At 65.6% G+C, this 23,897-nt stretch carries 21 protein-coding genes; 15 read left to right on the top strand and 6 right to left on the bottom strand.

All coding sequences use genetic code 11. The features are described 5' to 3' along the window. Together ACTHL9_RS07990 and ACTHL9_RS07985 are read right to left on the bottom strand one after the other, a co-directional pair. The coding region (locus ACTHL9_RS07990) for an ATP-binding cassette domain-containing protein (protein WP_440518318.1) at positions 1-1,097 on the bottom strand (1,097 nt) is incomplete at its 3' end. Positions 1,098-1,623: 526 nt separating this feature from the next. After that, positions 1,624-2,310 (bottom strand): GntR family transcriptional regulator, encoded by a 687-nt coding sequence (locus tag ACTHL9_RS07985; protein ID WP_440518317.1) that lies wholly within the window; start codon positions 2,308-2,310, stop codon positions 1,624-1,626. A gap of 241 nt (positions 2,311-2,551) precedes the next feature. On the opposite strand from ACTHL9_RS07985, the gene ACTHL9_RS07980 reads away from it, so the two are divergent. From ACTHL9_RS07980 to ACTHL9_RS07970, 3 genes are all read left to right on the top strand, one after another. Then, positions 2,552-2,710: a hypothetical protein gene (locus ACTHL9_RS07980; protein WP_440518316.1), complete on the top strand. Its 159-nt coding sequence runs from the start codon at positions 2,552-2,554 to the stop codon at positions 2,708-2,710. A gap of 114 nt (positions 2,711-2,824) precedes the next feature. Beyond that, on the top strand, positions 2,825-4,108 hold the full coding sequence (locus ACTHL9_RS07975; protein WP_440518315.1) for an aspartate aminotransferase family protein: 1,284 nt from the start codon (positions 2,825-2,827) through the stop codon (positions 4,106-4,108). A gap of 79 nt (positions 4,109-4,187) precedes the next feature. After that, positions 4,188-5,660: an NAD-dependent succinate-semialdehyde dehydrogenase gene (locus ACTHL9_RS07970; RefSeq protein ID WP_440518314.1), complete on the top strand. Its 1,473-nt coding sequence runs from the start codon at positions 4,188-4,190 to the stop codon at positions 5,658-5,660. A gap of 1,506 nt (positions 5,661-7,166) precedes the next feature. Here ACTHL9_RS07970 and ACTHL9_RS07965 read toward each other — a convergent pair. Genes ACTHL9_RS07965 through ACTHL9_RS07950 form a run of 4 tightly spaced genes read right to left on the bottom strand, consistent with a single transcriptional unit; the run spans position 7,167 to position 11,787 of the window. Next, the gene (locus ACTHL9_RS07965; protein WP_440518313.1) at positions 7,167-8,264 is read right to left on the bottom strand and encodes a tartrate dehydrogenase; all 1,098 of its coding nucleotides are present in this window, start codon (positions 8,262-8,264) and stop codon (positions 7,167-7,169) included. Beyond that, positions 8,261-9,790, bottom strand: a complete 1,530-nt coding sequence (locus tag ACTHL9_RS07960) for an aldehyde dehydrogenase family protein (RefSeq protein ID WP_440518312.1) — start codon at positions 9,788-9,790, stop codon at positions 8,261-8,263. The genes ACTHL9_RS07965 and ACTHL9_RS07960 overlap by 4 nt, the downstream gene beginning before the upstream one ends. Positions 9,791-9,807: 17 nt before the next feature. After that, positions 9,808-11,085, bottom strand: coding sequence for an NAD(P)/FAD-dependent oxidoreductase (locus ACTHL9_RS07955; RefSeq protein WP_440518311.1), 1,278 nt, complete (start codon positions 11,083-11,085; stop codon positions 9,808-9,810). A gap of 30 nt (positions 11,086-11,115) precedes the next feature. Then, entirely contained in the window at positions 11,116-11,787 is a 672-nt protein-coding gene (locus ACTHL9_RS07950) for a haloacid dehalogenase type II (protein ID WP_440518310.1), read from the bottom strand. Between the two features lie 394 nt (positions 11,788-12,181). On the opposite strand from ACTHL9_RS07950, the gene ACTHL9_RS07945 reads away from it, so the two are divergent. From ACTHL9_RS07945 to ACTHL9_RS07890, 12 genes are all read left to right on the top strand, one after another. Next, positions 12,182-13,105, top strand: a complete 924-nt coding sequence (locus ACTHL9_RS07945) for an ABC transporter substrate-binding protein (protein WP_440518309.1) — start codon at positions 12,182-12,184, stop codon at positions 13,103-13,105. 49 nt (positions 13,106-13,154) lie between these two features. Further along, complete coding sequence (locus ACTHL9_RS07940; protein ID WP_440518308.1) at positions 13,155-14,051, top strand: amino acid ABC transporter permease; 897 nt, start codon at positions 13,155-13,157, stop codon at positions 14,049-14,051. Continuing rightward, positions 14,048-14,815 (top strand): amino acid ABC transporter ATP-binding protein, encoded by a 768-nt coding sequence (locus tag ACTHL9_RS07935; RefSeq protein ID WP_440518307.1) that lies wholly within the window; start codon positions 14,048-14,050, stop codon positions 14,813-14,815. The genes ACTHL9_RS07940 and ACTHL9_RS07935 overlap by 4 nt, the downstream gene beginning before the upstream one ends. Positions 14,816-15,174: 359 nt before the next feature. Beyond that, entirely contained in the window at positions 15,175-15,867 is a 693-nt protein-coding gene (locus tag ACTHL9_RS07930; RefSeq protein ID WP_440518306.1) for a GntR family transcriptional regulator, read from the top strand. A 178-nt stretch (positions 15,868-16,045) separates the two neighbouring features. Beyond that, complete coding sequence (locus tag ACTHL9_RS07925; protein WP_440518305.1) at positions 16,046-16,792, top strand: VIT1/CCC1 transporter family protein; 747 nt, start codon at positions 16,046-16,048, stop codon at positions 16,790-16,792. A gap of 477 nt (positions 16,793-17,269) precedes the next feature. Further along, complete coding sequence (gene katG / locus ACTHL9_RS07920) at positions 17,270-19,468, top strand: catalase/peroxidase HPI (RefSeq protein WP_440518304.1); 2,199 nt, start codon at positions 17,270-17,272, stop codon at positions 19,466-19,468. Positions 19,469-19,955: 487 nt separating this feature from the next. Next, positions 19,956-20,096, top strand: a complete 141-nt coding sequence (locus ACTHL9_RS07915; RefSeq protein WP_440518303.1) for a hypothetical protein — start codon at positions 19,956-19,958, stop codon at positions 20,094-20,096. 109 nt (positions 20,097-20,205) lie between these two features. Beyond that, the gene (locus tag ACTHL9_RS07910; protein ID WP_440518302.1) at positions 20,206-20,853 is read left to right on the top strand and encodes a GntR family transcriptional regulator; all 648 of its coding nucleotides are present in this window, start codon (positions 20,206-20,208) and stop codon (positions 20,851-20,853) included. A gap of 158 nt (positions 20,854-21,011) precedes the next feature. Beyond that, the gene (locus ACTHL9_RS07905) at positions 21,012-21,701 is read left to right on the top strand and encodes a haloacid dehalogenase type II (protein WP_440518301.1); all 690 of its coding nucleotides are present in this window, start codon (positions 21,012-21,014) and stop codon (positions 21,699-21,701) included. A 44-nt stretch (positions 21,702-21,745) separates the two neighbouring features. Further along, positions 21,746-22,231, top strand: a complete 486-nt coding sequence (locus tag ACTHL9_RS07900) for a RidA family protein (RefSeq protein WP_440518300.1) — start codon at positions 21,746-21,748, stop codon at positions 22,229-22,231. Positions 22,232-22,259: 28 nt separating this feature from the next. Then, complete coding sequence (locus tag ACTHL9_RS07895) at positions 22,260-23,363, top strand: alanine racemase (protein ID WP_440518299.1); 1,104 nt, start codon at positions 22,260-22,262, stop codon at positions 23,361-23,363. 78 nt (positions 23,364-23,441) lie between these two features. Next, a partial coding sequence (locus ACTHL9_RS07890; protein WP_440518298.1) for an SDR family NAD(P)-dependent oxidoreductase occupies positions 23,442-23,897 on the top strand: 456 nt, incomplete at its 3' end.

Below are 23,897 nucleotides of genomic sequence, written 5' to 3'. Positions count from 1 at the left end.
CGGTACCACTTCAGCTCGCGGATGTCTGCGGGAAAGACCTCTTTCCCGTCGCATGCCACGGCTCCGGTGTCGGTAGAGTCCAGGGCAAGCAGGATCCGCAGCAGGGTCGTCTTGCCCGATCCCGACACCCCCACGATCCCGACCCGCTCGCCCGCGGCGATGGCCAGGGTCGTCGGCTCCAGCGCGACCTTCTTCTCCGGCTGGGCGAATGGCTTCTTCCTGGGCATGGGGTACGCCCGGCTCACCCCGCCGATATCGAAGAAGACGGGGGGCCCCGGCCTCTCGATTGCATAGTCTTCGGCCGACTGGAGCTTCTCGATGTACGGCTCGACCGTCGCAGCACGCGCCGCCCGGATCAGCTCACAGGTATAGGGGTGCTTCGGCGAGGCGAAGATCTCGTGGATCTGCCCCTGCTCGACGATCTCGCCGTCCTTCATCACCACGGAGTCGCTGCATAATTCGGATGCCACGGCGAAGTCGTGGGTGATGAACAGCAGAGCCGGGGTGTCCCTGCCCGTGGTGTACTTCTTCAGCACGTCCAGGACACGAGCCTGGGTGACGACGTCGAGCGCTGTCGTCGGCTCATCGGCCACCATCAGGCGGGTATTACACGCCAGCGCCAGCGCGATACACACACGCTGGCGCTGGCCCCCGGACAGTTCCGAGCAGAAACGGTTCACGAGACGCTCGGGATCGGGCAATCCGACCGAGCCAGCCAGCTCTATCGCGGCCTTAAGCGCGTCGTTCTTCGAAAGCCCACGGTGGCGGCGCAGCGGCTCCACGAGCTGATCGCGCAGGCGCACCAGAGGATTGAGCGCAACGGCGGAGTCCTGGAACACCATCGCCACACGCGCCTCCTCCGGCCTCTTCGACACAGGAAGGCCAAGCACCTCGACTCCGTTGATGCGGATGCTGCCCCCGGTTACCGAGTTCGACGGCAGACGGCCGAGGACAGCGGCCGCGGTGAGGGACTTGCCCGAGCCGGATTCGCCGAGCAGGCAGACCCGCCGCCCCTGTGCTACGGCGAAGGAGATACCCTTCACGATCTCTCGACCACGAATCGAGATCTTCAGGTCAGTGACTTCAAGAGTGTTCACGATTTCCCTCTGCATTTTCGCGGGGACGCATCATCGTTGATGCCCCGGATCGTTGCTTCAACGCTAGAAGCGGACAGGTAAATTGTCAACACTCAAACAATACGCCTTGGGACTTGGGCGGTCTTTACCAGTGCGCGCTCCTGAGGGCAAGACGGCGCGGGCCAGTGTTCTCCCGAGGAATGGACGTTCGCCGTGGGAAGACGCACATCGATACGGAGCAAGGCCTTGCTCGGCCCGAAAGAAGCTGCCGTACCAGTTTGTCTGCCTCGACAGAAACGCACGACGGCCGCGGGAGCGGGGCCGAACGGCGACGGCGCGGGCAGCCTGAGCGCGGATCACCTCGGTCCGGTGGAGCTTATGCATCAAGCGCGGCGCGACTTTCACCGGCTCCATGCGGCGCCGTTGGAGCCGGCCTTAAGATGTGCCCGCAGGAGGCTGTGGCTTTAAGAGGCAGCCTCCAACAAAGAGGAAGTGCGCCTCAAAGAGGGCGGCGTTAATAAGGCGGCGTTATTAAGAGAAGGTCGTACTAAGAGGCCGCCGGGCTGTTCGCCTCTTGGGCGGGGAGCAGCCTGGCGATGGCGTCGTCCTTATGGGCATCTAGGCGGTCCATCACCAGATCTCGCTTCCCGTCGCGGATGGCCTCCGCGATTCCCCGGTGCTCCGCAACGCGGACCGATTCGTCGTCGTAGCGGCCTTGAAGGCGATTTAGGCACATTCGCGTCTCGGTCAGGAGCGTCGCATGCATCTTCGAAAGCCTCGGGCTCGCGGCCAGCTCCACGAGTCTTTCGTGGAATGCGATGTCGGCTTCCGAGACTCCCGTCTCATCGCCTGCGGCCCTGGCCTTGTCCATGCGCTCGACGCGCTTGAGCAGTTCCGCCCCGGCGCGGGCATGGTCGCCGTCGGCGAGCATTCCTGCAGCGGCCTTCTCCACTGCCGTGCGCGCCTCGTAGATATCGCGAATGTCGCTGTCGTCGAACTCGGCGACGAAGACGCCCCTATTGCGGATGCTCAAGAGGAGTCCCTCCTGGGTGAGCCGCTGGATCGCCTCGCGAATCGGCCCCCTGCTCACGCCCAGGTCTTTGGCGATGTCCGCCTCCACGAGCTGCGCGCCCGGCTGCAGCGCCCCCTCGGCGATGAGCCTTCTCAGCTGCGCGGCGATAAGCGAGGGCGTGGACTCCTGGACGATGGGCTGGAGCACCCGACTGGACTTCATAACGTGCTTCCTGAGATTCGACGAATGCCTTGTAGACAATACTATCGCGGAGCGGCGTTGAAACCGCGCTTTTCGAGCCCACGACCGCGCCCGGCTGCTCCCTCATCTCCTAATTGTGAGATTGTTGACAATATCGTGGTTATGCTTCACCATTGAAGCCTGGACGCTGTGAGGACATTCGGAACCGAATCATCACGCGCCATGCCAAAGTGATTCCAGAGGCCGCATGGAAGGAAGGCACATGCTCGGAGGACTCGACGGTCCGAGCGGCGCGACGCGCGAGCGGGCTCCACAGGCCCAGACGAACGACCGAGCTCGACCCGCGCCCTCGCCCGAAAGCCCGAGCCGATTCCTTGGCATCGTGATCCCGTTCTTCCAGACTGCCTCGGCCCTCGGATAGGGCTCCCCCAGCTGCGGCCAGCACCGCAGCGGTCCGACCCTCCCTGCAAGGGACCGTCGACGGTGCTGGCCGCGCCCCGTCAAAGAGCGCACCCCATCAAAGAGAAGGTGAAACGTGACTTCCCTGAGCCCCGTCCTCAAGCAGGCTACGCCAGTGGTCGTCGACCATGCGTTCGGCAGCTGGATTTTCGGCACCGACGGCGAGCAGTACCTGGACTTCACTACCGGCATCGGGGTGACCAGCACAGGGCACTGCCATCCTAAGGTCGTCGCCGCCGCCCGCGAGCAGGTCGGCAAGATCATCCACGCCCAGTACACCACGGTGATGCACAAGCCCTTGCTCGAGCTGACCGAGAAGCTCGGCGAGGTCCTGCCGCCCGCTCTCGACTCGGTCTTCTACGCGAACTCCGGATCCGAGGCCGTCGAGGCCGCGATCCGCCTGGCGCGCATGGCGACGGGCCGCCCCAACATCGTCGTCTTCCAGGGCGGCTTCCACGGCCGCACGGTGGCCGCAGCCTCCCTCACCACCGCCGGTACGAAGTTCTCCGCCGGCTTCGCCCCGCTCATGGCGGGCGTGCACATGTCCGCCTTCCCGCACGCATACCGCTACGGCATGGACGAGCCAAGCGCCGTCGCGTTCGCGCTCAGGGAGCTGGACTACCTCCTCAAGACCCGCACCGCACCCGAGGACACTGCCGCGTTCCTCATCGAGCCCGCGCTGGGCGATGGCGGCTACATCCCCACGCCCCCGGCCTTCATGGACGGCCTACGCGATCGCGCCGACCGGCACGGGATCAAGCTGATCTTCGACGAGGTCCAGGCCGGCGTGGGCCGCACGGGCAAGTTCTGGGGCCACCAGCACTCCCACGCGGCTCCGGACATCCTCATCACCGCCAAGGGCATCGCCTCCGGCTTCCCCATCTCGGCGATCGCAGCCTCCACCGAGACCATGTCCAAGGCCTGGCCGGGCTCGCAGGGCGGAACCTACGGCGGCAACGCCGTCTCGGCGGCGGCGGGCGTGGCGACCCTTCAGGTGATCGAGGAGGAGGGCCTCGTCGAGAACGCCCGGGTCCGCGGCAACCAGATGCTGGCCGGGCTCAAGGAGATCCAGTCCCGCTTCCCCGCGATCGGCAATATCCGCGGCATCGGCCTCATGGCCGGCATCGAGTTCACAGCACCCGACGGCACGGCGGACGCCACCACGGCAGCGGCTGTGCAGCAGGCAACAGTCGAGCAGCGACTCCTGACCCTCACGTGTGGCCCGGAGGGAAACGTCGTCCGGCTGATCCCAGCCCTTGTCGTGACCGAGGCCGAGATCGCTACGGGACTCGAAAGGTTCGAAGCCGCCGTCGCCACCGTTCTGGGCGCGCCGGCAGTACCGGCGGCAGTCGGTCCCTGATCCAGCGGCCACGCACTCCCCTCCGCACCGCCGAGAAGCACCTCCTCATCCACCCCTACGGCCCCTGAAGGACAATCTCGTGACCATCACAGCTCCCCTTGCGGAAGAGCTCCAAGTCGACCTGTTCATCAACGGACAATGGACCCCATCCTCCTCCGAAAAGCGCTTCCGGGTCGAGAATCCCGCGACACTCGAGACCCTTGCCTACGTGGCTGACGGCACACCGGAGGACGCCCGGCGCGCCATCGAGGCGGCCGGGGCCGCCCAGGCCTCGTGGGGCCGGACCTCGCCCCGATTCCGCGCCGACATCCTCCGCAAGGCCTACGAGATCATCCTCAGCCGGGCAGAGGAGCTCGCCGCCATCATGACCTCCGAGATGGGCAAGCCGCTCGCCGAGGCCAAGGGCGAAATCGCCTATGGTGCCGAATTCTTCCGCTGGTTCTCCGAAGAGGCGGCAAGGATCGACGGCGACGCCACGACGTCGGTCGACGGCGCCAACCGCATCCTAGTGACCAAGGAACCGATCGGCCCCTCCATCCTTGTCACGCCGTGGAACTTCCCGCTGGCCATGGGCACTCGCAAGATCGGCACCGCCATCGCAGCCGGCTGCACCATGGTCTTCAAGCCCGCCGAGCTCACCCCGCTGACCTCCCTCGCCCTCGCCGCGATCCTGAAGGAGGCCGGACTGCCGGATGGCGTGCTGAACGTCGTGACCACCTCAAGCGCCTCCTCGGTCGTCGGCGTCTGGATGAACAGCGGAATCGCCCGGAAGATCAGCTTCACCGGCTCGACCGAAGTGGGGAAGATCCTTCTCAGGCAGGCCGCGGAGAACGTCCTGCGCTCCTCCATGGAGCTCGGCGGCAACGCACCCCTCATCGTCCTACGGGACGCGGACCTCGACCGCGCCGTCGAGGGAGCCCTCGCAGCAAAGATGCGCAACATGGGCGAGGCCTGCACCGCCGCCAACCGCATCTACGTCCACCGGGAGATCGCAGACGAGTTCAGCCGTCGGTTTGCCGAGCGCATGGACGCGCTCGTCGTCGGAGATGGCGCGCGTCCGGGCACCCAGGTCGGGCCCTTGATCGATCAGGACGGCCTCGACAAGGTGCAGCAGCTCGTCAACGATGCAGTCGCGCGCGGGGCCAAGGTCCTCACGGGGGGCTTCCGACCCGAGGGGCCGGGGTACTTCTACAATCCCACGGTGCTGGTAGAAGTAACCGCCGATGCCGAGATCAGCCGGACCGAGATCTTCGGCCCCGTCGCTCCCATCACGGTCTTCGACTCAGAGGACGAAGTCATCCAGAAGGCCAACGACACCGAATGGGGCCTCGTCGGATACGTCTTCACGCAGGACCTCGACAAGGCAGCACGCTTCTCGGCTGCACTCGAAGTCGGGATGGTGGGAGTCAACACGGGAACCGTCTCCAATCCCGCCGCGCCATTCGGAGGGGTCAAGCAGTCCGGCCTCGGCCGCGAGGGCGGCCGCGTGGGCATCGACGAGTTCCTCGAGTACAAGTACACAGCCACCCCGGTGCCGGCCCCGGAGGCCTAGCTCCGTCACCCAACAAGGGGCGGCGAGTATCCAAGGGAGCGATAGGGCTCACCGGATATCGCCGCCCCTTGCTGTCTCCGCACCTCTATAGATATCGCATGGATTGTCTCAAGTCTCCCAAAATGATTGTTGACAATCCACAGGTTGGATGGCATACTAATGGAAAGAGACCGCTTTGGCGGTACACCGGCTTCATTCCAGTTCTAGCCTTTCGTACCGCGCCACACCTCAGGGAAGAGGTCGAGGGCGATGCCGACTAGTGGATCATCAGCCAATCCGCAGCGATGGCCGTGGATCGTGATCCTCCGTCAGGAGGACCGGGCCGCAGCGACGGGCGAGCATTGTCCGACCAGTGGAGCTTGGACCGCTCCCGCCTGGCCATCCGCCGCGGTCGTCGTCCTGAAAGGCGAGATCATGCCACCCCTCTATGGGAAGGCCGTCGAATGGCACTACACGGCGGAGCTGAACCCCATTTCGGCTCTCGACCTGGAAAGCGTCATGACAACGAAAGCCACGGCATCCGGCCGACGGCGGGTACCGGGAGCTGCCGCTATCAATGGAAAGGAGCAGGGCCGTGAAAGCGAGATCGCGTTTCACTCACAGGAACAATAACGCGGCCACGCGTGTGCATATGAACGAATACCAAAGGCTGCTTGAGCTCGACGAGGACCTGATGCCACCGCCCGTCGAGTCCGGTGTGCCCCACCAGGAGTGGGTGTCTTTCGAGAAAGACGAGCGAGTGACCATCCACAGGCGCTGGGAATCGCGCTTCAGCGGAGAAGTCGATGTCGTCTCCGAGGACGGGAGTGTCTTCTGGGTCTGGGGGGACGAGGGCCGTGGCAGGTTTGCGGTCCATGCCGGAGATGACGTCAGCGTGTGGCGGTCTGAGCAATGAGGAATGCGGTCTTCGATGAGGACGTCTGTCTGGGAATCACGGGGTTCGGAAGCCGAGGCGAGCCTGATCTCCGGTGCCCGACTCGCATGAAGCACCGTCGCCCAACATAGAGGGCATCTACGAGCAGCAGGCCCGCGGCACAGGTCGCAAAGGCGGCCAGCTCGGCCAAGTGCAACGGCGAGGCGAGATAGCCGGCCACCCTACCACCAGCCCTCAACGAACACTCCTCTTCAAGAGCTGGTCGGTGCCTCAGGCACTCCGTCTGGTGTGGCCCGGGAAAACCTGTCGCCGACCCAGGCATGTAGCTCATTACCCACCCGCCTTGCGGGTCATCGGGGATGGCGTCGATCCACCGGGGATCAGCACCAGAGGGATCTCCTACCAGAACGGGCAGAAGGATCCCCTGCTGCAACAGAGCCGCCTGATCGGAGCGGCAGGCCTAATCCGGCAGCCGGAGCGATCTCTACCAGAGTCAACGCTTCCAGCATCGTCAAGCCCGCTCGAGCGCCCGCGCGAATGGAATCCGGCAGCATGCCTTCGTGGTCTGGTTGAGGCCGGGCCACCGCGGCGGTGAATCACAATTCACCGAGTAGCCGCACCGAGCGCCCTTTTCATCGCTGAGGCGCGTTGGCAGATTCGGCCGGATGCCGAGCGGCCAGAGCGTCGATCATCGACAGTACCGCGTCCGTGAAGTCTGTCGTCGAGGCGGTTCCGCCGATGTCCCTGGTCCGCACTCCTTCTCTGAGCACTGCCTCGAAGGCTGACTGCAGGTGCCGCGCGGCTTCGGCATGTCCGAGGTGTTCGAGCATCATGGCCCCGGACCAGATCTGGCCGACCGGGTTGGCGACGCCCTTTCCCGCGATATCAGGGGCCGAGCCGTGTATGGGCTCGAAGAGCGACGGATGGAGGCCCTCGGGGTTCAGGTTGGCACTCGGTGCAAGGCCAATCGAGCCCGTCACCGCGGCGGCGAGATCCGAGAGGATGTCGCCGAACAGGTTGGAGGCGACTATGACGTCGAGCGTCCAAGGCTTCAGGACGAGGTGGGCCGCGAGGGCGTCCACATGCACGGCCGCGAGCTCGACGTCAGGGTAGAGACACGCAGTTTCGGCGATGATCTCGTCCCAGAACGGCATCGTGTGCACAATGCCGTTGCTCTTGGTGGCGGACGTCAGCAGCCCGCTTCGGGACGCTGCGAGGGACGCCGCGTAGTGCGCGGCCCGGGAGATGCCGAGGCGCGTGAAGACGGCTTCTTGGACGGCACTCTCCTGCGGGAGGCCACGGTACATCCGGCCACCGATCTCGGAGTACTCCCCTTCGTTGTTCTCGCGCACGATGACGAGATCGACGGCGTGCTCGCTCGCGAGCGGGGTGGCAACGCCATCGAGCGTCTTGACCGGGCGGAGGTTGATGTACTGCTGGAACTCCCGGCGGATGGGAATGAGCAGCCCCCAGAGGGTCTCCGCATCCGGAACCTCGGGTGAGCCCACCGCGCCCAGGAAGATCGCGTCGTGCAGGGCCAGCTGCGCAAGACCGTCCTCGGGCATCATGCGGCCGTGCCGGACGTAGTAGTCCGAGCCCCAGTCGAAAGGGGTGAATTCCAAGCTCAGCGAGTGGAGCTCCGCGATCCGCTCAAGGCAGGAGATCGCTGCAGGCACCACTTCCTTACCGATGCCGTCGCCCGGGATGACCGCAATCCGGTGAGTGTTCACGAGGTGCCGCCCAGGCCGTGGATCAGCTGGGTTCGTGCCCCGCCAGCGAGGTTGATGATGGTGTTCTTCGGCTCGGTCATCTCCCGAACCGCGTATCTGAGCCCTTCACGCCCCACTCCGGACCTCTTGAACCCTCCGAACGGCATGGAGTCGATGCGCACGTCGCTGGTCTCATTGACCACGACGGTCCCCACCCGGAGCCTCTCCGCAACCGCAAGTGCCAGATCGATGGATTGAGTGAAGACTCCTGCCTGAAGGCCATAGTCGGAGTCATTGGCGGCGTCGATGGCTTCGGACACCTCGGAGAAGGGAAGGATGCTCACCACCGGGCCGAACACTTCCTCCCGGATGACCCTGCTGTCCGCCGGCACATCGGTAAGGACCGTGGGCTCATAGTAGGAACCCCGACGCCGGCCGCCCACTTGGACAGTCGCGCCGCCATCCCGGGCTTCCTCCACCCATTCGGCGACGCGGCGGGCTTCGGCCTCCGTGATGAGCGGGCCAACGTCGGTGCTTCGGTCGAGCTTGGGCCCGATCCTCAGGGACTCGCTCCGGCGGATGACCTGGTCAAGGAGTGGTCCGAACAGCGAGGCGTGGACATAGACGCGCTGAACGGAGAGGCAGTTCTGCCCGGCGACCCCGAAGGCGCCGGCCACGATGGCCTCTGCCGCCGCCTCGGGATTGGCGTCGGCGAACACCACTGTTGCGTTGTTGCCGCCGAGCTCGGAGAGGAACTTCTTCGCCCCGGCGACGGCGGCGATCCGGTCGGCGGTCCGGGGACCTCCCGTGAAGGAGATCAGGTCCACGCGGGGGTCGCTGACAAGCGCTTCGGACACCCCGGGGCCGGTGACGACGGCGGCGATGCGCCCCGAGGGCACGCCTGCCTGGAGCAGCAGCTGGACCAGGGCGAGTCCTGACAGGGGCGTCCGGCTCGAGGGCTTGAGTACGACGCCGTTGCCTCCGATGAGGGCTGGGCCGATCTTGTGTGCTACGAGGTTCAGCGGATCGTTGAATGGGGTGATCGCGGCGATAATCCCGACGGGATTGCGCCGGAACCAGCCGGTCCTGCCCCTTCCGGCGAGGCTGTCTTCGAACGCGAGGGTTTCTCCCTCCAGCTCTGCAGAGGCCGCAGCCGAAAGCCTGAGCGTCTCGGTGCAGCGACGCACCTCCTGCTCGGCTTCCCGGATCGTCTTGCTGCTTTCGGCGGCGATGATCTTGGCGAAGCGCTCGGATTGCTCGCCGAGCAGGAAGGCCGCCCGTTCCAGCGATTCACGGCGGGAGCGCAGAGGCCACTCGTGGCCCTCGAGCTCTCGGTGAAGGTGCGCAATGGCACGGCCGACGTCGGCAGAAGTGGATTCGCAGACCTGCCACAGCAGGAAGCCGTCCTCGGGGTCTCTGACGTCGAAGGTCATGTTCGCCGTCTGCCACTGTCCTTCGAAGAACGCTCCTCCCGGGATGCCGGCCGCGTAATCGCTCCGGTCGGCGGCCTTCGGGCGCGTTTCAGCCACGAGTGTCTCTGGAAGCACGGGATGCATTCTCCTGTCTAGCTGAACCGGTCGCGGACTTTGGCGTAGGCGCCGATGAGGGGCAGGAACCAGGGCGGGCCGAAGTGGCCTGGAACCGGCGGATTCGGGATGCCCCTCCAGACATTCGCGTCATCGTCGCCGCCCATGTAGTGCGCCATCCGCTTGCCCATGTGGGCCGCCATCTGCACCCCGTGGCCGCTGTAGTTGAGCGAGTAGAAGAGCCCGTCATGCACACCGGCATGGACCATCTGGTCCATCGACAGGTCCACAAGCCCGCCCCAGGTGTAGTCGACCCGCACGTTCCCGAGGTAGGGGAAGAGCTCGAGCATGGCCTTGCGGAGGATCTCACCGCTCTTGACATCTGAATCGGGGCTCGACAGAGCGAAGCGGGCGCGGCCGCCGAACAGGAGCCGGTTGTCCGGCGTGATGCGGAAGTAGTACGTGAGCATCTTGCTGTCCGAGGCCATCCGCCGGTGGGGCAGGATCCGGTCCACGACGTCCTCGGGCAGGGGCTCGGTGACGATGATGAAGCTGCCCACGGGGATGACCCGGCGCTGCATCCACGGGGTGATGCCGCCGGTGTAGCCGCTCGTGGCGACCAGGACCTGCTTCGCTCGGGTGATCCCGCGTGCTGTGTGGACGTCGTGCACCGTTCCGCTGACCTTCTTGAGCTCGGTCACGCCCGCGTTCTCGCAGATCTTTGCTCCGGCCGCAACGCCTGCCCCGGCGAGGCCGTGGGCGAACTTGCCCACGTGGAGTCCGGCTCCCAGGGGATCCAGCATGGCGCCCTGATAGAAGTCGGTGCCGATCTCTGAGTGGATCTCGGACTTCGGGATCACGTGGACATGGTGGTCCACGAGCCTGGCGAGCAGCTCCTGGGACTTCCGGAAGCCGTCGTTGTGCGAATCGTGGTAGGCCAGCGAGAGCTTGCCGAAGCGGTTGAAGTCGCAGTCGATTGCGTAGTCGTGCACGATCTTCTCGATGCTCTCAATCGCGTCGTTGTACTCGCGGAAGTACTGCGCCGCGCGGGCTTCGCCGTAGCGCTTGACCGCTGTGCTGAAGCCGATGGCCAGCCCTGTCGTTGCCATCCCGCCGTTGCGGCCGGACGCGCCCCAGCCGACCGTGTGGCGTTCGAAGACGGCGACGTTCGCGCCCTGCTGGGCGAACTCGAGGGCGGCAGAAAGGCCGGTGAACCCGGCACCGATGATCGCGACGTCGACGTTCTCCGGTACCGGTGTCTGCCGGTAGTCACCGGAGGGCTCAGCTGTGTCGAGCCAATAAGGAACGAGTTTCATGGTGTGTGGCCTTACGCTTCGACGTCGGACTTAGAGGCCGAGGTGCTTGTTGATCTCGTCCAGGGACTTGACAACATTGAGGTCATAGCCCGGGCCAATGGGGTCGTAGCCGCGGTCCAGCAGCCAGAGGTTCCGGAAGCCCATGTCGTGCATCGGATGGATGTCGTAGCGCGTGTGCGAGGAGATGTGCAGGAAGTCCTCGGGCCTGGCGTTCAGGGTATCGAGCATGTACTCGAAGGCCTGGTAGCGCGGCTTGTAGGCCTGGGCCTGCTCGGCGGTCAGCACCGCGTGGAAGTCGGCCCCGAGCTTGGGAATGCTGATCTCCAGGAAGCTGTCGTCCGCGTTGGACAGGGCAACCAGCTTGTAGTTCTCACCCATGAGCTTCAGCGGAGCCGGCACGTCGTCGTGGGCACCGAAGCCGCGGACGGTGTCAGCAAGCTCTGCGCCGGCACCAGGGGTGGGCCCGATGCCGAAGAACTTGCAGACGCGGTCAAACGAGTTCTGGAGGATCTGCTCGTACGGCGCGTAGGTAAGGACCTCGTCGAACCGGTAACCGCGGAACACTTTCTTGAACGCAGGCCACTGCTCTTCAGGCAAACGTCCGTCCAGCAGCCGGCGGGTGACGGCATCAGTGTTCCAGTTGATCAGCGTGCCGTAGATGTCAAAAGAGATGTACTTCGGCCGGAAGTTGGTCTCTGCCATGGTGATTCGTCCTTTTCATCGACATTGATCAAGGGGCTTGGCACCGAAGCCTGGGCCCCTGCTCTGGGATCCCGGCACCTTCGGCTCGCTCGCTCAGGTCATCAGGGCCTCGTTGGCAATTACTCTATGACCCCTATTGTAGAATGTCAACAGTCCTACTCTATGCCGAGAGCCTTCGCTCCGTCTTTCGCAGACTGTTGACAATCTGTCGTTCACACGATTCTATTGCATAGTCAGTCGAGTGGAGACCCGCGTCACAGAGATGAAGGTCTCCTCACTGGCCCAAGGTCTACGCGATGGCTGGAAGGCGCACCCGTCGCGTCCTGCCCGTCATCACCTCTCGCGGCCACTTCCAGCCGTCAGGACTGCGCTGAAACATTCGAAGGGAAGCTTGATGAAGATCAGAAGCAAGGCTCACACGGCGGCGGCTGCTTTGGCCCTCGTCGTGACGCTGAGCGCCTGCGGCAACGCGTCCGTCGCTTCGGCACCGGGAAGTTCGGGATCGTCCAACGACTCCGACATCGCTGCCAACGTCCAGCCCGACCCGAATGCCGTCAAGCTCCTGCCCCAGTCGTACAAGGACAAGGGCGAGCTGACGGTGGCCATGGACCTTCACTATCCCCCGACGACGTTCCTCGCGGCGGACAACAAGACGCCGATCGGGATGAACCCGGACATTGCTCGGCTCATTGCGGCGAAGCTGGGCTTGAAACTCAAGTTCGAGAACGTCGTCTTCGACACGATCATCCCGGGCATCCAGGCGGACCGCGATGACTTCACGGTGACGACGATGGCTCCCACCCCGGACCGGCTCAAGGTCCTTGACATGATCAACTACTTCAAGGCCGGCAATTCCGTGGCGGTGGCGGCAAGCAATCCGATGAAGCTCACGAACGAGACCCTGTGCGGGAAGAACATCGCCGTCACAGCCGGTTCGACCGGCCAGCTCAAGCGGCTCCCGGCCCTCTCCGAGCAGACCTGCACGTCCAAGGGAAAGCCCGCCATCAACGCGGTGACGTTGCCCAACGTCCAAGACGCCCTGACCCAGCTGGCCTCGAAGCGCGTCGACGGGATCCTCTACGACACCACGGGTCTGGCGTGGGCGGCCAAGCAGCAGCCCAATGCCTTCACCCTCCTGACCCCCCAGATCAACGTCGGTTCCAGCGACCTCACGGCCATTGGCCTGAAGAAGGGCTCGCCGCTGACCCCGGCGCTCCAGGCCGCCGTCCAGTCGGTCTTGGACAGCCCGCAGTACAAGCAGTCGCTGGCCAACTGGGGGCTCGAAGCGGGTGCCATCACAGATGCCAAGCTCAATTAGGGAGGGGGCTTCCATGCTGCAAGCGATCAGTCGCGGAAGCGGACCCGGCATGAACAGAGCGGACCCTGCGCTCAAACCGCGCGTGCGGCGGCGGAGCGCCTTCGAGTACGCGGCATGGATCGTGTGCGTCCTGCTCGCGGCGGGCATCCTCTTCTCGGTCTCGACCAACCCGAACTTCCAGTGGGGCGTCGTCGCGAAGTACTTCACCGAACAGACCATCCTCAACGGCCTGATGCTCACGATCTTCCTCACGGTCGCCACCATGGTCCTGGGGACGCTGCTGGGGCTGCTGCTGGCGATCATGCGATCCTCCAAGATCAGGCCCGTCGCGCTCACCGCGGGCATCTACCTGACCCTGTTCCGGGGCACCCCGGTGCTGGTGCAGCTGATCTTCTGGTTCAACATCGCCGCCCTCTACCCGAACCTGACCCTCGGCATCCCGTTCACCGGCATCGGGATGCCCGTGGACATCAACAAGCTCATGTCCCCGATCACGGCCGCGCTCGTGGGCCTGACCCTGAACGAGGCCGCGTACATGGCCGAGATCATCCGCGGTGGCTTCTCCGCGGTCGGCAAGGGCCAGATCGAGGCCGCGGACTCCCTCGGGATGAGCTCCTGGACCAAGCTGCGCAAGGTCATCATCCCCCAGGCCATGCCCTCGATCATCCCCGCGACCGGTAACCAGTTCATCGGCATGTTCAAGGAGAGCTCCCTGGTGAGCGTGCTCGGCGTGGCCGAGCTGCTCCAGAGCGCCCAGCTGATCTACGCCCGCACCTACGAGACCATCCCGCTGCTGATCGTGGCCAGCCTGTGGTACCTCGTGATGACCCTCGTCCTGAGCTACCCGCAGTCCCTGCTGGAGAAGAGCTACTCCCGCTCCACCTCGCGCCTGCCCAGGAAGGCGAAGAAGGCCGTCCTGACAGAACCGGAAGGAATCGCCCGATGAGCGCCGACGGCACCATCCATGCCCGCGGGATCCGGAAGTCCTTCGACCCCAAGACCGTCCTGCACGAGGTCGACCTCGACGTCGCAAGCGGCGAAGTCTGCTGCATCATCGGCCCCAGCGGCTCCGGCAAGTCCACCCTCCTGCGATGCCTCAACGGCCTCGAGGAGGTCGACGCCGGTGTGCTGAAGGTCAACGGCGAGGACTTCGGCTACTACGAGACGCCCACCGCCTATCAGGCCCTGAGCCGGAAGAAGCTCGCCGAGCAGCGCACACGGATCGGGATGGTGTTCCAGCAGTTCAACCTCTTCCCCAACATGACCGCCCAGGAGAACATCATGGCTGGGCCCGTGCTGATCAAGGGCGCCGAGAAGCGCCAGTCGGCCGAGAAGGCTGAGCGCCTCCTGGCCAGCGTGGGGCTGAAGGGGTTCGGCCACTGCTACCCCGCCCAGCTCTCCGGGGGTCAGCAGCAGCGTGTGGCCATCGCCCGCTCCCTGGCCATGGACCCCCAGATCATGCTCTTCGACGAGCCCACCAGCGCCCTGGACCCGGAGAAGGTCGGCGAGGTCCTGGCCGTGATGAAGGACCTGGCCAAGAAGGGCATGACCATGGTCGTAGTCACCCACGAGATGGGCTTCGCCCGGGAGGTCTCCGACTCCCTGCTGTTCATGGACGAAGGCTGCATCGTCGAACGCGGCGACGCCCGCGAGATCCTCGCCAACCCCAAGGAACCCCGCACCCAGGCCTTCCTGGAAAGGGTCCTCTGAAGATGGACGGGAAGCTCGCCGTCATCGGCCTCGGCAGAATCGGAAGCAGGGCAACGGGGCAGGCCCCCCGCCCCTCCGACTCGATCGTCGGCTTCGAGGCTCAGGCCGCGGTCCCTCCGTGCGACAGGCTCGGGTCCCCAAGGCCGAAACATCCCAGGAGCTGAGCTGGAATGGATCTCAGTGCATATCCAGCCGAGATCACACCTCTTTCGACACCATCTCGAAAGAGCAGGGAACCAGGGCAATCCCGGGCCAATTGCGCCCAGCATGCTGCGCCTGCAGCGAGCGATCCGCAGGCAAATGACGTGCAGTTGCGAAAGGCTGTGGGGCCCGCCGCGGAGCGAGAGCAGGGGATGCTGATGCCCGCAGCGGAGGGATCGCTCAGGCTGCAGGGACGACCGACCGCGGAGGTCATTGCAGACCACCTCCGTGAACAAATAGTGCTCGGGGTGTTCCGTCCGGGCCAGCAGATCAACGAATCCGTTCTCGCCACACAAGTGAATACCTCCAGGGGGCCCCTTCGGGAAGCGCTGCAAAGGCTCTGCCAAGAGGGGTTCCTCGTGAACTGGAGAAATCGTGGCGTCTTTGTCCCCGAGCTGACAAGGGAGGGCATCAAAGAAATCTACGCCGTCCGCCAGGCGATCGAATTGTCGTCCGCAGATGCCTTGCTGGGCCGCGGGCAGGAGAGCATCGACGATACGAGCAGTGCGCTCAAGCTGATCATCGAGGAGATGGCACAGCATGTCGCACTGTCGGACTGGCCGGCGCTGGCGCGCTTGGACATGCAATTCCATACCGCCTTCGTCACCGGATCCGGAAACTCGCGGTTGATCCGGATCCAACAGACTCTGGCGGCTGAAAGTCGGATGTGCATCCTCAATCTGGATATGTCCTACCCTCGCGCCGATGACTTGATCCAGGAGCACCAGTTCATTCTCGGCAGGCTTGAAGATCGCGACCGGGGGGGCCTCCAAGAAGCAATCAGGCAGCACATGCAGAAAGACGTCGAGGATCTGATGACAGAAGAGACACCGGGCTTGGGCGGGGGCTGAGGCTTTTGGATCTGCAAAGGAAAGGCCAGGAGCCTTCCGGCTCCACAGAAATACCGGAAACCCCATTTTTCCGTCCAATCATCAAGGCATAACCTGCCGCTGATGTCGCCAATCAGATAACACAGCAGAACCCCGAACATCGATGTTCGGAAGATTAGGAAACGGAGCACGAAGAACCATGGCCAACACCACCGGAGAAACGACAACACAGCTGGACCCGAGCCTGCACCCCGAGCCGCAGGGAACTGCTCTCGCGGCCAAGCTCAACTGGCTCCGCGCGGGCATCCTCGGCGCGAACGACGGCATCGTGTCCGTCGCCGCGGTCGTGGTCGGCGTCGCCGGCGTCACCACGAACACCGGCCCCATCCTCGCAGCGGGAATGGCAGCCCTCGTCGGCGGGGCGATTTCGATGGCTCTCGGCGAATACGTCTCGGTCAGCAGCCAGAGCGACAGCCAGAGGCACCTCATCGCCAAGGAGCGCCAGGAGCTCAGGGACAAGCCCGAGGAAGAGCTCGCCGAGCTCGTGGGCCTCTACCGCGGCAAGGGCCTCTCCGAAGGCCTCGCCACGAAGGTGGCGCAGGAACTGACGGCCCATGACGCGCTCGGCGCCCATCTCGACATCGAGCTCGGCATCGACCCGGACGAGATCGTGAGCCCATGGCACGCAGCCTTGGCCTCGGCAATCTCCTTCCTCTGCGGGGCCGTCCTGCCCATGCTGGCCATCCTCCTGCTCCCCCAGGCCATCCGGGTCCCGCTGACCTTTGCGGCCGTCCTCGTCGCGCTCGCCCTCACGGGTGCCGTGGGCGCATGGATCGGCGGTGGCTCCCGGACGCTGGCGTCGATCCGAGTGGTCCTGGGCGGCGCAATCGCGCTCGCCACGACCTTCGCCCTGGGCAGCCTGCTCGGCACGACCGGAATCGCCTAGCAGAACTCGAAGTCGGGCAGCGTGCCCAGGGGCCGCACTGGAACGTGCGGGACCCAGGGCACACGCCTGCCCCACGGATCCCATCTGGCCCGAGCTGTGCTCTCCCGACTGGACGACGACAGCTGCCAAATCTCGCCAGACCTCACTGACGGTCGTCCTCAACCACACATCTCACCACCGCATGACAGGGAAAACGATGAGACTCCGCCTCCGCCTTTACCTGATCTCGATGCTCCTCATCCTCGCTGCTGGGATCGCCTTCGCAATCATGGCAACCACCCCGCAATCCCTGGCCGCTGGACTGGCTTCCATCTCGATTGGGGGCGGTGGGCTGTCTTCAGGGATCGTCACCAGACTCGCGCGTCGGCCTTGAGTCAGGTGTTCGAAGCCCAAGCCCGGATCCATGAAACTCCCTGTTCAAGGCGGGCGCCTTTGGTGCCCTCGCAATCCAATCACCGACACTCCGGAAGGAAAACTGTGTCTGAAAGCACCATTTCTGTGCCTGAGAGCACCGTATCCAAGTGCCCCGTAGCCCACGGCGCTCGTGTGCACCCGACCCACGGCAGCGCCAACAGCGAGTGGTGGCCCAACAGGCTGAACCTGAAGATCCTGGCGAAGAACCCCGCGGTGGCGAACCCGCTGGGGGCGGACTTCGACTATGCCTCGGCGTTCAAGGCGCTGGACCTGGATGCGGTCAAGGCCGATCTGGCCGAGGTCATGACGGATTCGAAGGACTGGTGGCCGGCGGACTTTGGCCACTACGGGCCGTTCATGGTACGCATGGCCTGGCACTCCGCCGGGACGTACCGATCCCACGACGGCCGCGGCGGGGCTGGCACCGGCCAGCAGCGCTTCGCGCCGCTGAACTCCTGGCCGGACAACGTCAGCCTGGACAAGGCCCGCCGCCTGCTGTGGCCGGTGAAGAAGAAGTACGGCCAGTCCATCTCGTGGGCCGACCTCTTGATCCTCGCCGGCAATGTCGCGATGGAGACCATGGGCTTCAAGACCTTCGGCTTCGCCGGCGGCCGCCCGGACGTGTGGGAAGCGGACGATGACGTGTACTGGGGCCCGGAGAAGGTGTGGCTCGACGACGAGCGCTACGCCGGCGACCGGGAGCTCGAGGCACCGCTGGCCGCAGTCCAGATGGGCCTGATCTACGTCAACCCGGAAGGCCCCAACGCAAACCCGGACCCGCTGGCCTCGGCCCGCGACATCCGTGAGACCTTCCGCCGCATGGGCATGAACGACGAGGAGACCGTCGCCCTGATCGTGGGTGGCCACACCTTCGGCAAGACGCACGGCGCCCACGCCGCCGACAGGATCGGACCGGACCCGGAGGCCGCCCCCCTGGAGGCCCAGGGATTCGGCTGGACGAACGGTTACGGCTCGGGCAAGGGCGGCGACACCGTCTCCTCCGGCCTTGAGGTCACCTGGACCTACCACCCGACCCGTTGGGACAACGAGTTCCTGCACATCCTCTTCGCCTACGAGTGGGAGCTCATGGAGTCCCCCGCCGGGGCCAAGCAATGGCGCCCGAAGGACAACGGCGGCGCCGGCCTGGTCCAGGAGGCCCACCCCGGCTTGGGCAAGCGCGAACCGCGCATGCTCACCAGCGACCTGGCCCTGCGCTTTGACCCGGCATACGAGACGATCTCCCGCCGATTCAAGGACGACCTCGGCGCCCTCGAGGATGCCTTCGGCCGCGCCTGGTTCAAGCTGACTCACCGTGACATGGGCCCGAAGGCCCGCCACCTCGGCAAGGAGGTTCCGGCCGAGGACCTGATCTGGCAGGACCCGCTGCCTGCCGCGCCGGAGCAGATAATCGGTGCAGGCGAGGTCTCCGTGCTGAAGGAGAAGATCTCCGCCTCGGGCCTGTCCGTGGAGGATCTGGTCTCCACTGCATGGAAGGCCGCAGCCTCCTTCCGCGGCTCCGACAAGCGAGGCGGTGCCAACGGCGGCCGCATCCGCCTTGAGCCGCAGGTGAGCTGGACGGTGAACCAGCCGGAGAAGCTGAAACCGGTGATCGCAGTCCTCGAGCGGATCGTCGAGGAGTTCAACGCCACTTCCGAGATCAAGGTCTCCTTCGCCGACGTCGTGGTCCTCGCCGGCGGTGTGGGCGTCGAGCAGGCCGCACTTGCGGCCGGCCACGACATCACGGTCCCGTTCACCCCCGGCCGTGTGGACGCCACCCAGGAGCAGACCAGCGTCGAGCAGTTCGCCTGGCTCGAGCCGGTGGCCGACGGGTTCCGCAACTACGACAGCGGCTTCCTGAAGCTGCCGAGCGACTACCTGCTCATCGACCGCGCGAACATGCTGAACCTCTCAGCCCCGGAGCTGACGGTCCTCGTCGGTGGCCTGCGGGTGCTGGGCAACAACTGGGACGGCTCGCGGCTTGGGGTCTTCACCGACCGCCCGGGCGCGCTCAGCAACGACTTCTTCGTCAACCTCCTCGAGCTCGGGCTCGAGTGGATCCCGGACGCCGAAGAGAAGACCTACACCACCTCTGAGGGCCGCTGGACCGGCAGCCGCGTGGACCTGGTCTTCGGCTCGAACTCCGAACTCCGTGCCCTCGCTGAGGTCTACGCCTCCGACGACGCACGGGAGAAGTTCGTGGACGACTTCGCCAAGGCCTGGGCCAAGGTCATGGACAACGACCGGTTCGAGCTGAAGAACTAGCCACCGTCCAGGTAACTGCGAATGCCAGTGGCCCCCATCCCTAAAGGGAGGGGGGCCGCGGGCATCGGTGAAATCCATGGACGATCGCCTGAAGTAGGCAAGCTCCCCTGCCGTGGCGCTCTGCCGTCCCCGTTTCGATCCAACTCGCGTGCCAACGATTCGTCCGGTCGCGGCCAGCCCACCAAGACCGGCCCGGCAACTGCTGCCTCGAGGGGCCCTGAGGATAGCGGCCCTGGCAGCCGGGGTCGAAGAACAGCTACTTCTCCGGCAAGTACAGGCGAATCGCGTCCCGGCGCGGCCCGTTCAAGGAACTCGTCGCGGTCGAGCACGCCATGCTCACCGTAGCCTGGCACAAGCTCGCCACCGACGAGCTCTATCACGATCCAAGCGCCTAACTTGGTCCGAAGGACTCCGGCCAAGGCCAGGCCGGCGCCATCGATCAGCTCCGAGTCCCTGGCCTACCGGGGTCACCCTCGTAGCCACTCCCGTGGACCGCCGAGCAGCCGCCGCGGGCGCCTCGAAGGTCGGCGGACGAATCCTCCAGGAGCTGAAGCAGATGACCCATGGGCTCGAACAGGTTGCCGCCGGGGCCGAGGTGACCGCGGCCGACGCCATCTTGAACAGCTAGTCAAGGTTCAACCCGCCTGAGGGCGTGGTGTAGCAGTGGCCCACCGGCCCCCGTCTCGCGGTGCCGCTGGACGGGAGCCTACAATCGACAATCGACAATAGGAGGCGACATGGAGCCTGTGTTCAAGTGGCAAGCCCAGCGGACGACCACACCGGAGGGCGTCTACAGTGTGCTGCGCACTGCCATCCTCGACGGAAGGGTGCCTCCGGGAGAACAGCTGCGGGAGACCCACATCGCCGCGGACCTCGGCATCAGCCGATCTCCCTTGCGCGAGGCCATGACCAAGCTCGAGGAGGAGGGGCTGATCGTGAAAATCCCCTACCGCGGATCCTTCGTGGTGGAGGTCAGCGCCCAGGACGTCGCCGAGATCGCCTCGGTCCGCGCGCTCGTAGAGCCCTATGCCGCGGAACTCTCATCGGAAGCGCTGCGGGGCTCAGAGCGGCCGCGGCTCATGCAGATCATCAAGGAGCTCCACGGGGCCACGGAGAGCAGCGACATTCCTGCCAGCATCGACGCTCACCTGCGCTTCCACAGGCTCTTCTACGACTTCTCCGGGAACCGCATCCTGCAGAGCATGTGGGGCAGCTGGGAGAACAAGCTGCGCCTGTACCTCTCGACAGACCACCGCTCCTACAGCGACCTGCACGACGTCGCCGTCGAGCACGAGAGGCTTGCCACCGTGGCCCTCGAGGGCGACACGGAGGAGTTCCGCCAGGAACTCGTGCGCCATTTCCAGTCCGCACTGCGGGCCCAGTAACGGACCACTTGCCCCCCGACGGCAGGTTCTGAACGGCAGAATGCTCTCAGCCCCTCTCACCATTGACATGCCCGGGGAAACTCGAGTATCGTAAACAATCGACAGCAAGGTCGTCGACAATCGACGACCGCCCTCTTTCCCTACTCTCGGAGGAACCCATGGCATTCGACACCCTGCCGAAGTTCGTCACGTTCGACATGAACGGGACGCTCATCAAGTTCGCGATCAACGACACGATGCGCGACGTCCTCGGCGACCGGCTCCCTGCGGAAGTCGCCGATGAGTACCTGCGGATCTGCAAGGCGTACCGGTTCGACGAGTGCACGGGCGCGTACAAGCCCTTCCACCAGATCGTCGCCGACTCCATGGAACGCGCCTCGCACAAGGTCGGCATCGAGTTCCGCGCCGACGAGGCGCGCGAGGTCTACGACAGGATCCCCACCTGGGGCCCGTACCCCGGCGTCACGGCGGCGCTGAACCGCCTCGCTGAGGCCGTCCCGCTGGTCATCATCACCAACAGCGACACCGCGGTCGCCGAGCGCCTTGCGGCGAACCTCAAGGCCCCGTTCGAGGTCATCATGACGGCCGAGCAGATGGGCTGCTACAAGCCTCGCCTCGCCGCGTTCGATTTCATGTTCGACAAGCTCGGCGTGACCCCAGACGAGCTCGTGCACGTCTCGGCGAGCCCGATGTACGACCTGCGCTCCGCGGCCATGATGGGGATCGAGAAGAAGGTCTACGTCGACCGGGGCTTCGAGCACGACGAGCACTGGCTCGGCTACGAGCGCATCACCGACATCGCCGACCTCCCCGTCCTCTTCGGCCTGCCGCGTCCTGACGCCTCCTGAGCGGAGCGATTGGGACCGATGATCCGAAGCATGGCGGCGACGGCATGACCCTGCCCCTCCCCCAGGCCGTGAAGGGTGAGACGGCCGCGGAAAGGCTCCAAGCCCTCGGCTTGGAACTGCCCCATCTCGACGGGAACGCGTACTTCGTCCACCATCGCGCGGTGGGCGGGAGCATCCACATCTCCGGCCAGCTTCCGTACAAGGACGGTGTGCTGCTGGGCCAGGGCGTCGTCGGCCGGGACGTGGACCTGGAGACGGGGAAGGAGCTCGCACGCCATGCCGTCCTCAATTGCCTCGCCGCTGCGGTGCAGGCTGTCGGGGACCTGGACCGGGTCCGGATCGTGCAGATGCTCGTCTTCGTCGCCAGCCCGGCGGACTTCGGCCTGCAGTCCCAGGTCGCCAACGCGGCCAGCGAGCTGCTCATCGAGGTCCTGGGCGAGAAGGGCCGGCACGCCCGCACCGCGATCGGCGTTGCGGGGCTGCCGCTCAACACTCCAGTCGAGATCCAGATGATCATCACCGCGGTGTAGCGGAGAACGAATCATGAGGAGTACAGCTGTGAACCGCCTCCAACAGGCACTCGACGCCCTCGTCGAGCGCATCGACACCCCCGCCCCGATCATCCTGGCCGACGTCATGCAGGACAACATCGACCGCATGCAGGCCCTTGCCGACCGGCAGGGCCTCGACGTCAGGCCGCACGTCAAGACGCACAAGTGCGTGGAGATCGGCCGCCGCCAGCTCAAGGCCGGTGCCGTCGGCATCACTGCGGGCAACGTCGGAGAGGCCGAGGTCTTCGCCAAGGCCGGGTTCGACGACATCTTCATCGCCTATCCGCTCTGGGCCGCGGGGACCAAGGGGCAACGCATCCGCAAGCTGGCCGAGACCACGCGCCTGCGGGTCGGGGCGGACAACGTCGCAGCCATCCACGCCCTCGCCGACGCGATGGAGGACGACGCCGGGCAGCTGGAGATCGTGGTCGAGATCGACTGCGGGGCCCGCCGCTCTGGCGCACCTCCAGCGGCGGCAGGCGAGCTCGCGGCCGCGGCCCGCAGGCGTGGCCTCGTGCCAGCGGGGGTGTTCACCTACCCCGGCCACGGCAGTGCCGGCCCCGAGGCCCGGGAGCGTGCGGCGAAGGACCAGGAGGCCGCCCTCATCGTCGCGGTGCGCAGCCTTGCCGCCGTGGGCATCACCCCTGAGGTGGTCAGCGCCGGATCGACGCCCACGGTGGAATTCGCCACCAACAGCGTGATCACCGAGATCCGTCCCGGCGAGTACGTGTTCAACGATCTGAACAACGCCCGGCTCGGCGCCTGCACGCAGGATCAGATCGCGCTGTTCGTCGCCGCCACTGTGGTCAGCGACCAGGTCCCCGGCCAGGTCATCCTCGACATCGGGACGAAGGCCATCGGCCGCGAGGGCAGCTCCGAGATCGGCTTCGGCGCCATCGCCGGCACCAGCGCCGTGCTGGCCAAGCTCAACGAGTACCACGGGTTCCTCCCGCTGCCCGGAGGCGTCCGTCCGCGTGTGGGCACCGTGGTCCCGGTCGTGCCCAACCACGTCTGCCCGGTCGTGGTGAACTTCGAGGAGTACGTCGTCACCGAAAGCTCCGGCACCTCGCTCGAGCGGTGGGCCGTCGACGCCCGAGGCTTCCTCAACTGAGACAGCCGGTGAGGGTATCCCCGCCCGGCCTCCACCCCCTGCCTGTACCCTGGTCCACCCCCGAAGAAGGGATCTGTCATGAGGCTCGAGAAGGCCACCGCCCTGGTCACGGGCGCCAACAGCGGCATCGGCCAGGCCGTGTGCTCGCGCTTCCGCCGCGAGGGGGCCCGGCTGCTGCTCACCGGGCGCAGGGAACGACTCGAGAGCGCCGAGCCCGAGGACCTCTACGTCCCCGGGGACCTGAACGAGGAGGCCTTCGTCGAGGGCCTGGCCCGCGAGGCCGCCGAGGCCTTCGGCACCCTCGACGCCGTCGTGCTCAACCACGGCCTGCAGGTCAGCAGCCCGCTGACCCAGATGTCGTACGAGGACGCGAAGAACACCCTGCACAGCAACCTGCTCAGCTCCTTCCTGGTGATGAAGCACTTCGCCCCGCTCATGCCCGCCACGGGCGGATCGTTCGTCCTGGTCGGCTCACGGCTCGGCCTGGTCGGCAAGGCCGATGAGGTCATGTACTCCGCCGCGAAGGGCGGGCTC

The sequence above is a fragment of the Sinomonas sp. genome (assembly GCF_051955515.1).
In the GTDB taxonomy this organism is placed as follows: domain Bacteria; phylum Actinomycetota; class Actinomycetes; order Actinomycetales; family Micrococcaceae; genus Sinomonas.
The sequence above is the reverse complement of the archived record's forward strand: the minus strand, read 5'-3'. Positions and strand labels throughout refer to the sequence as shown.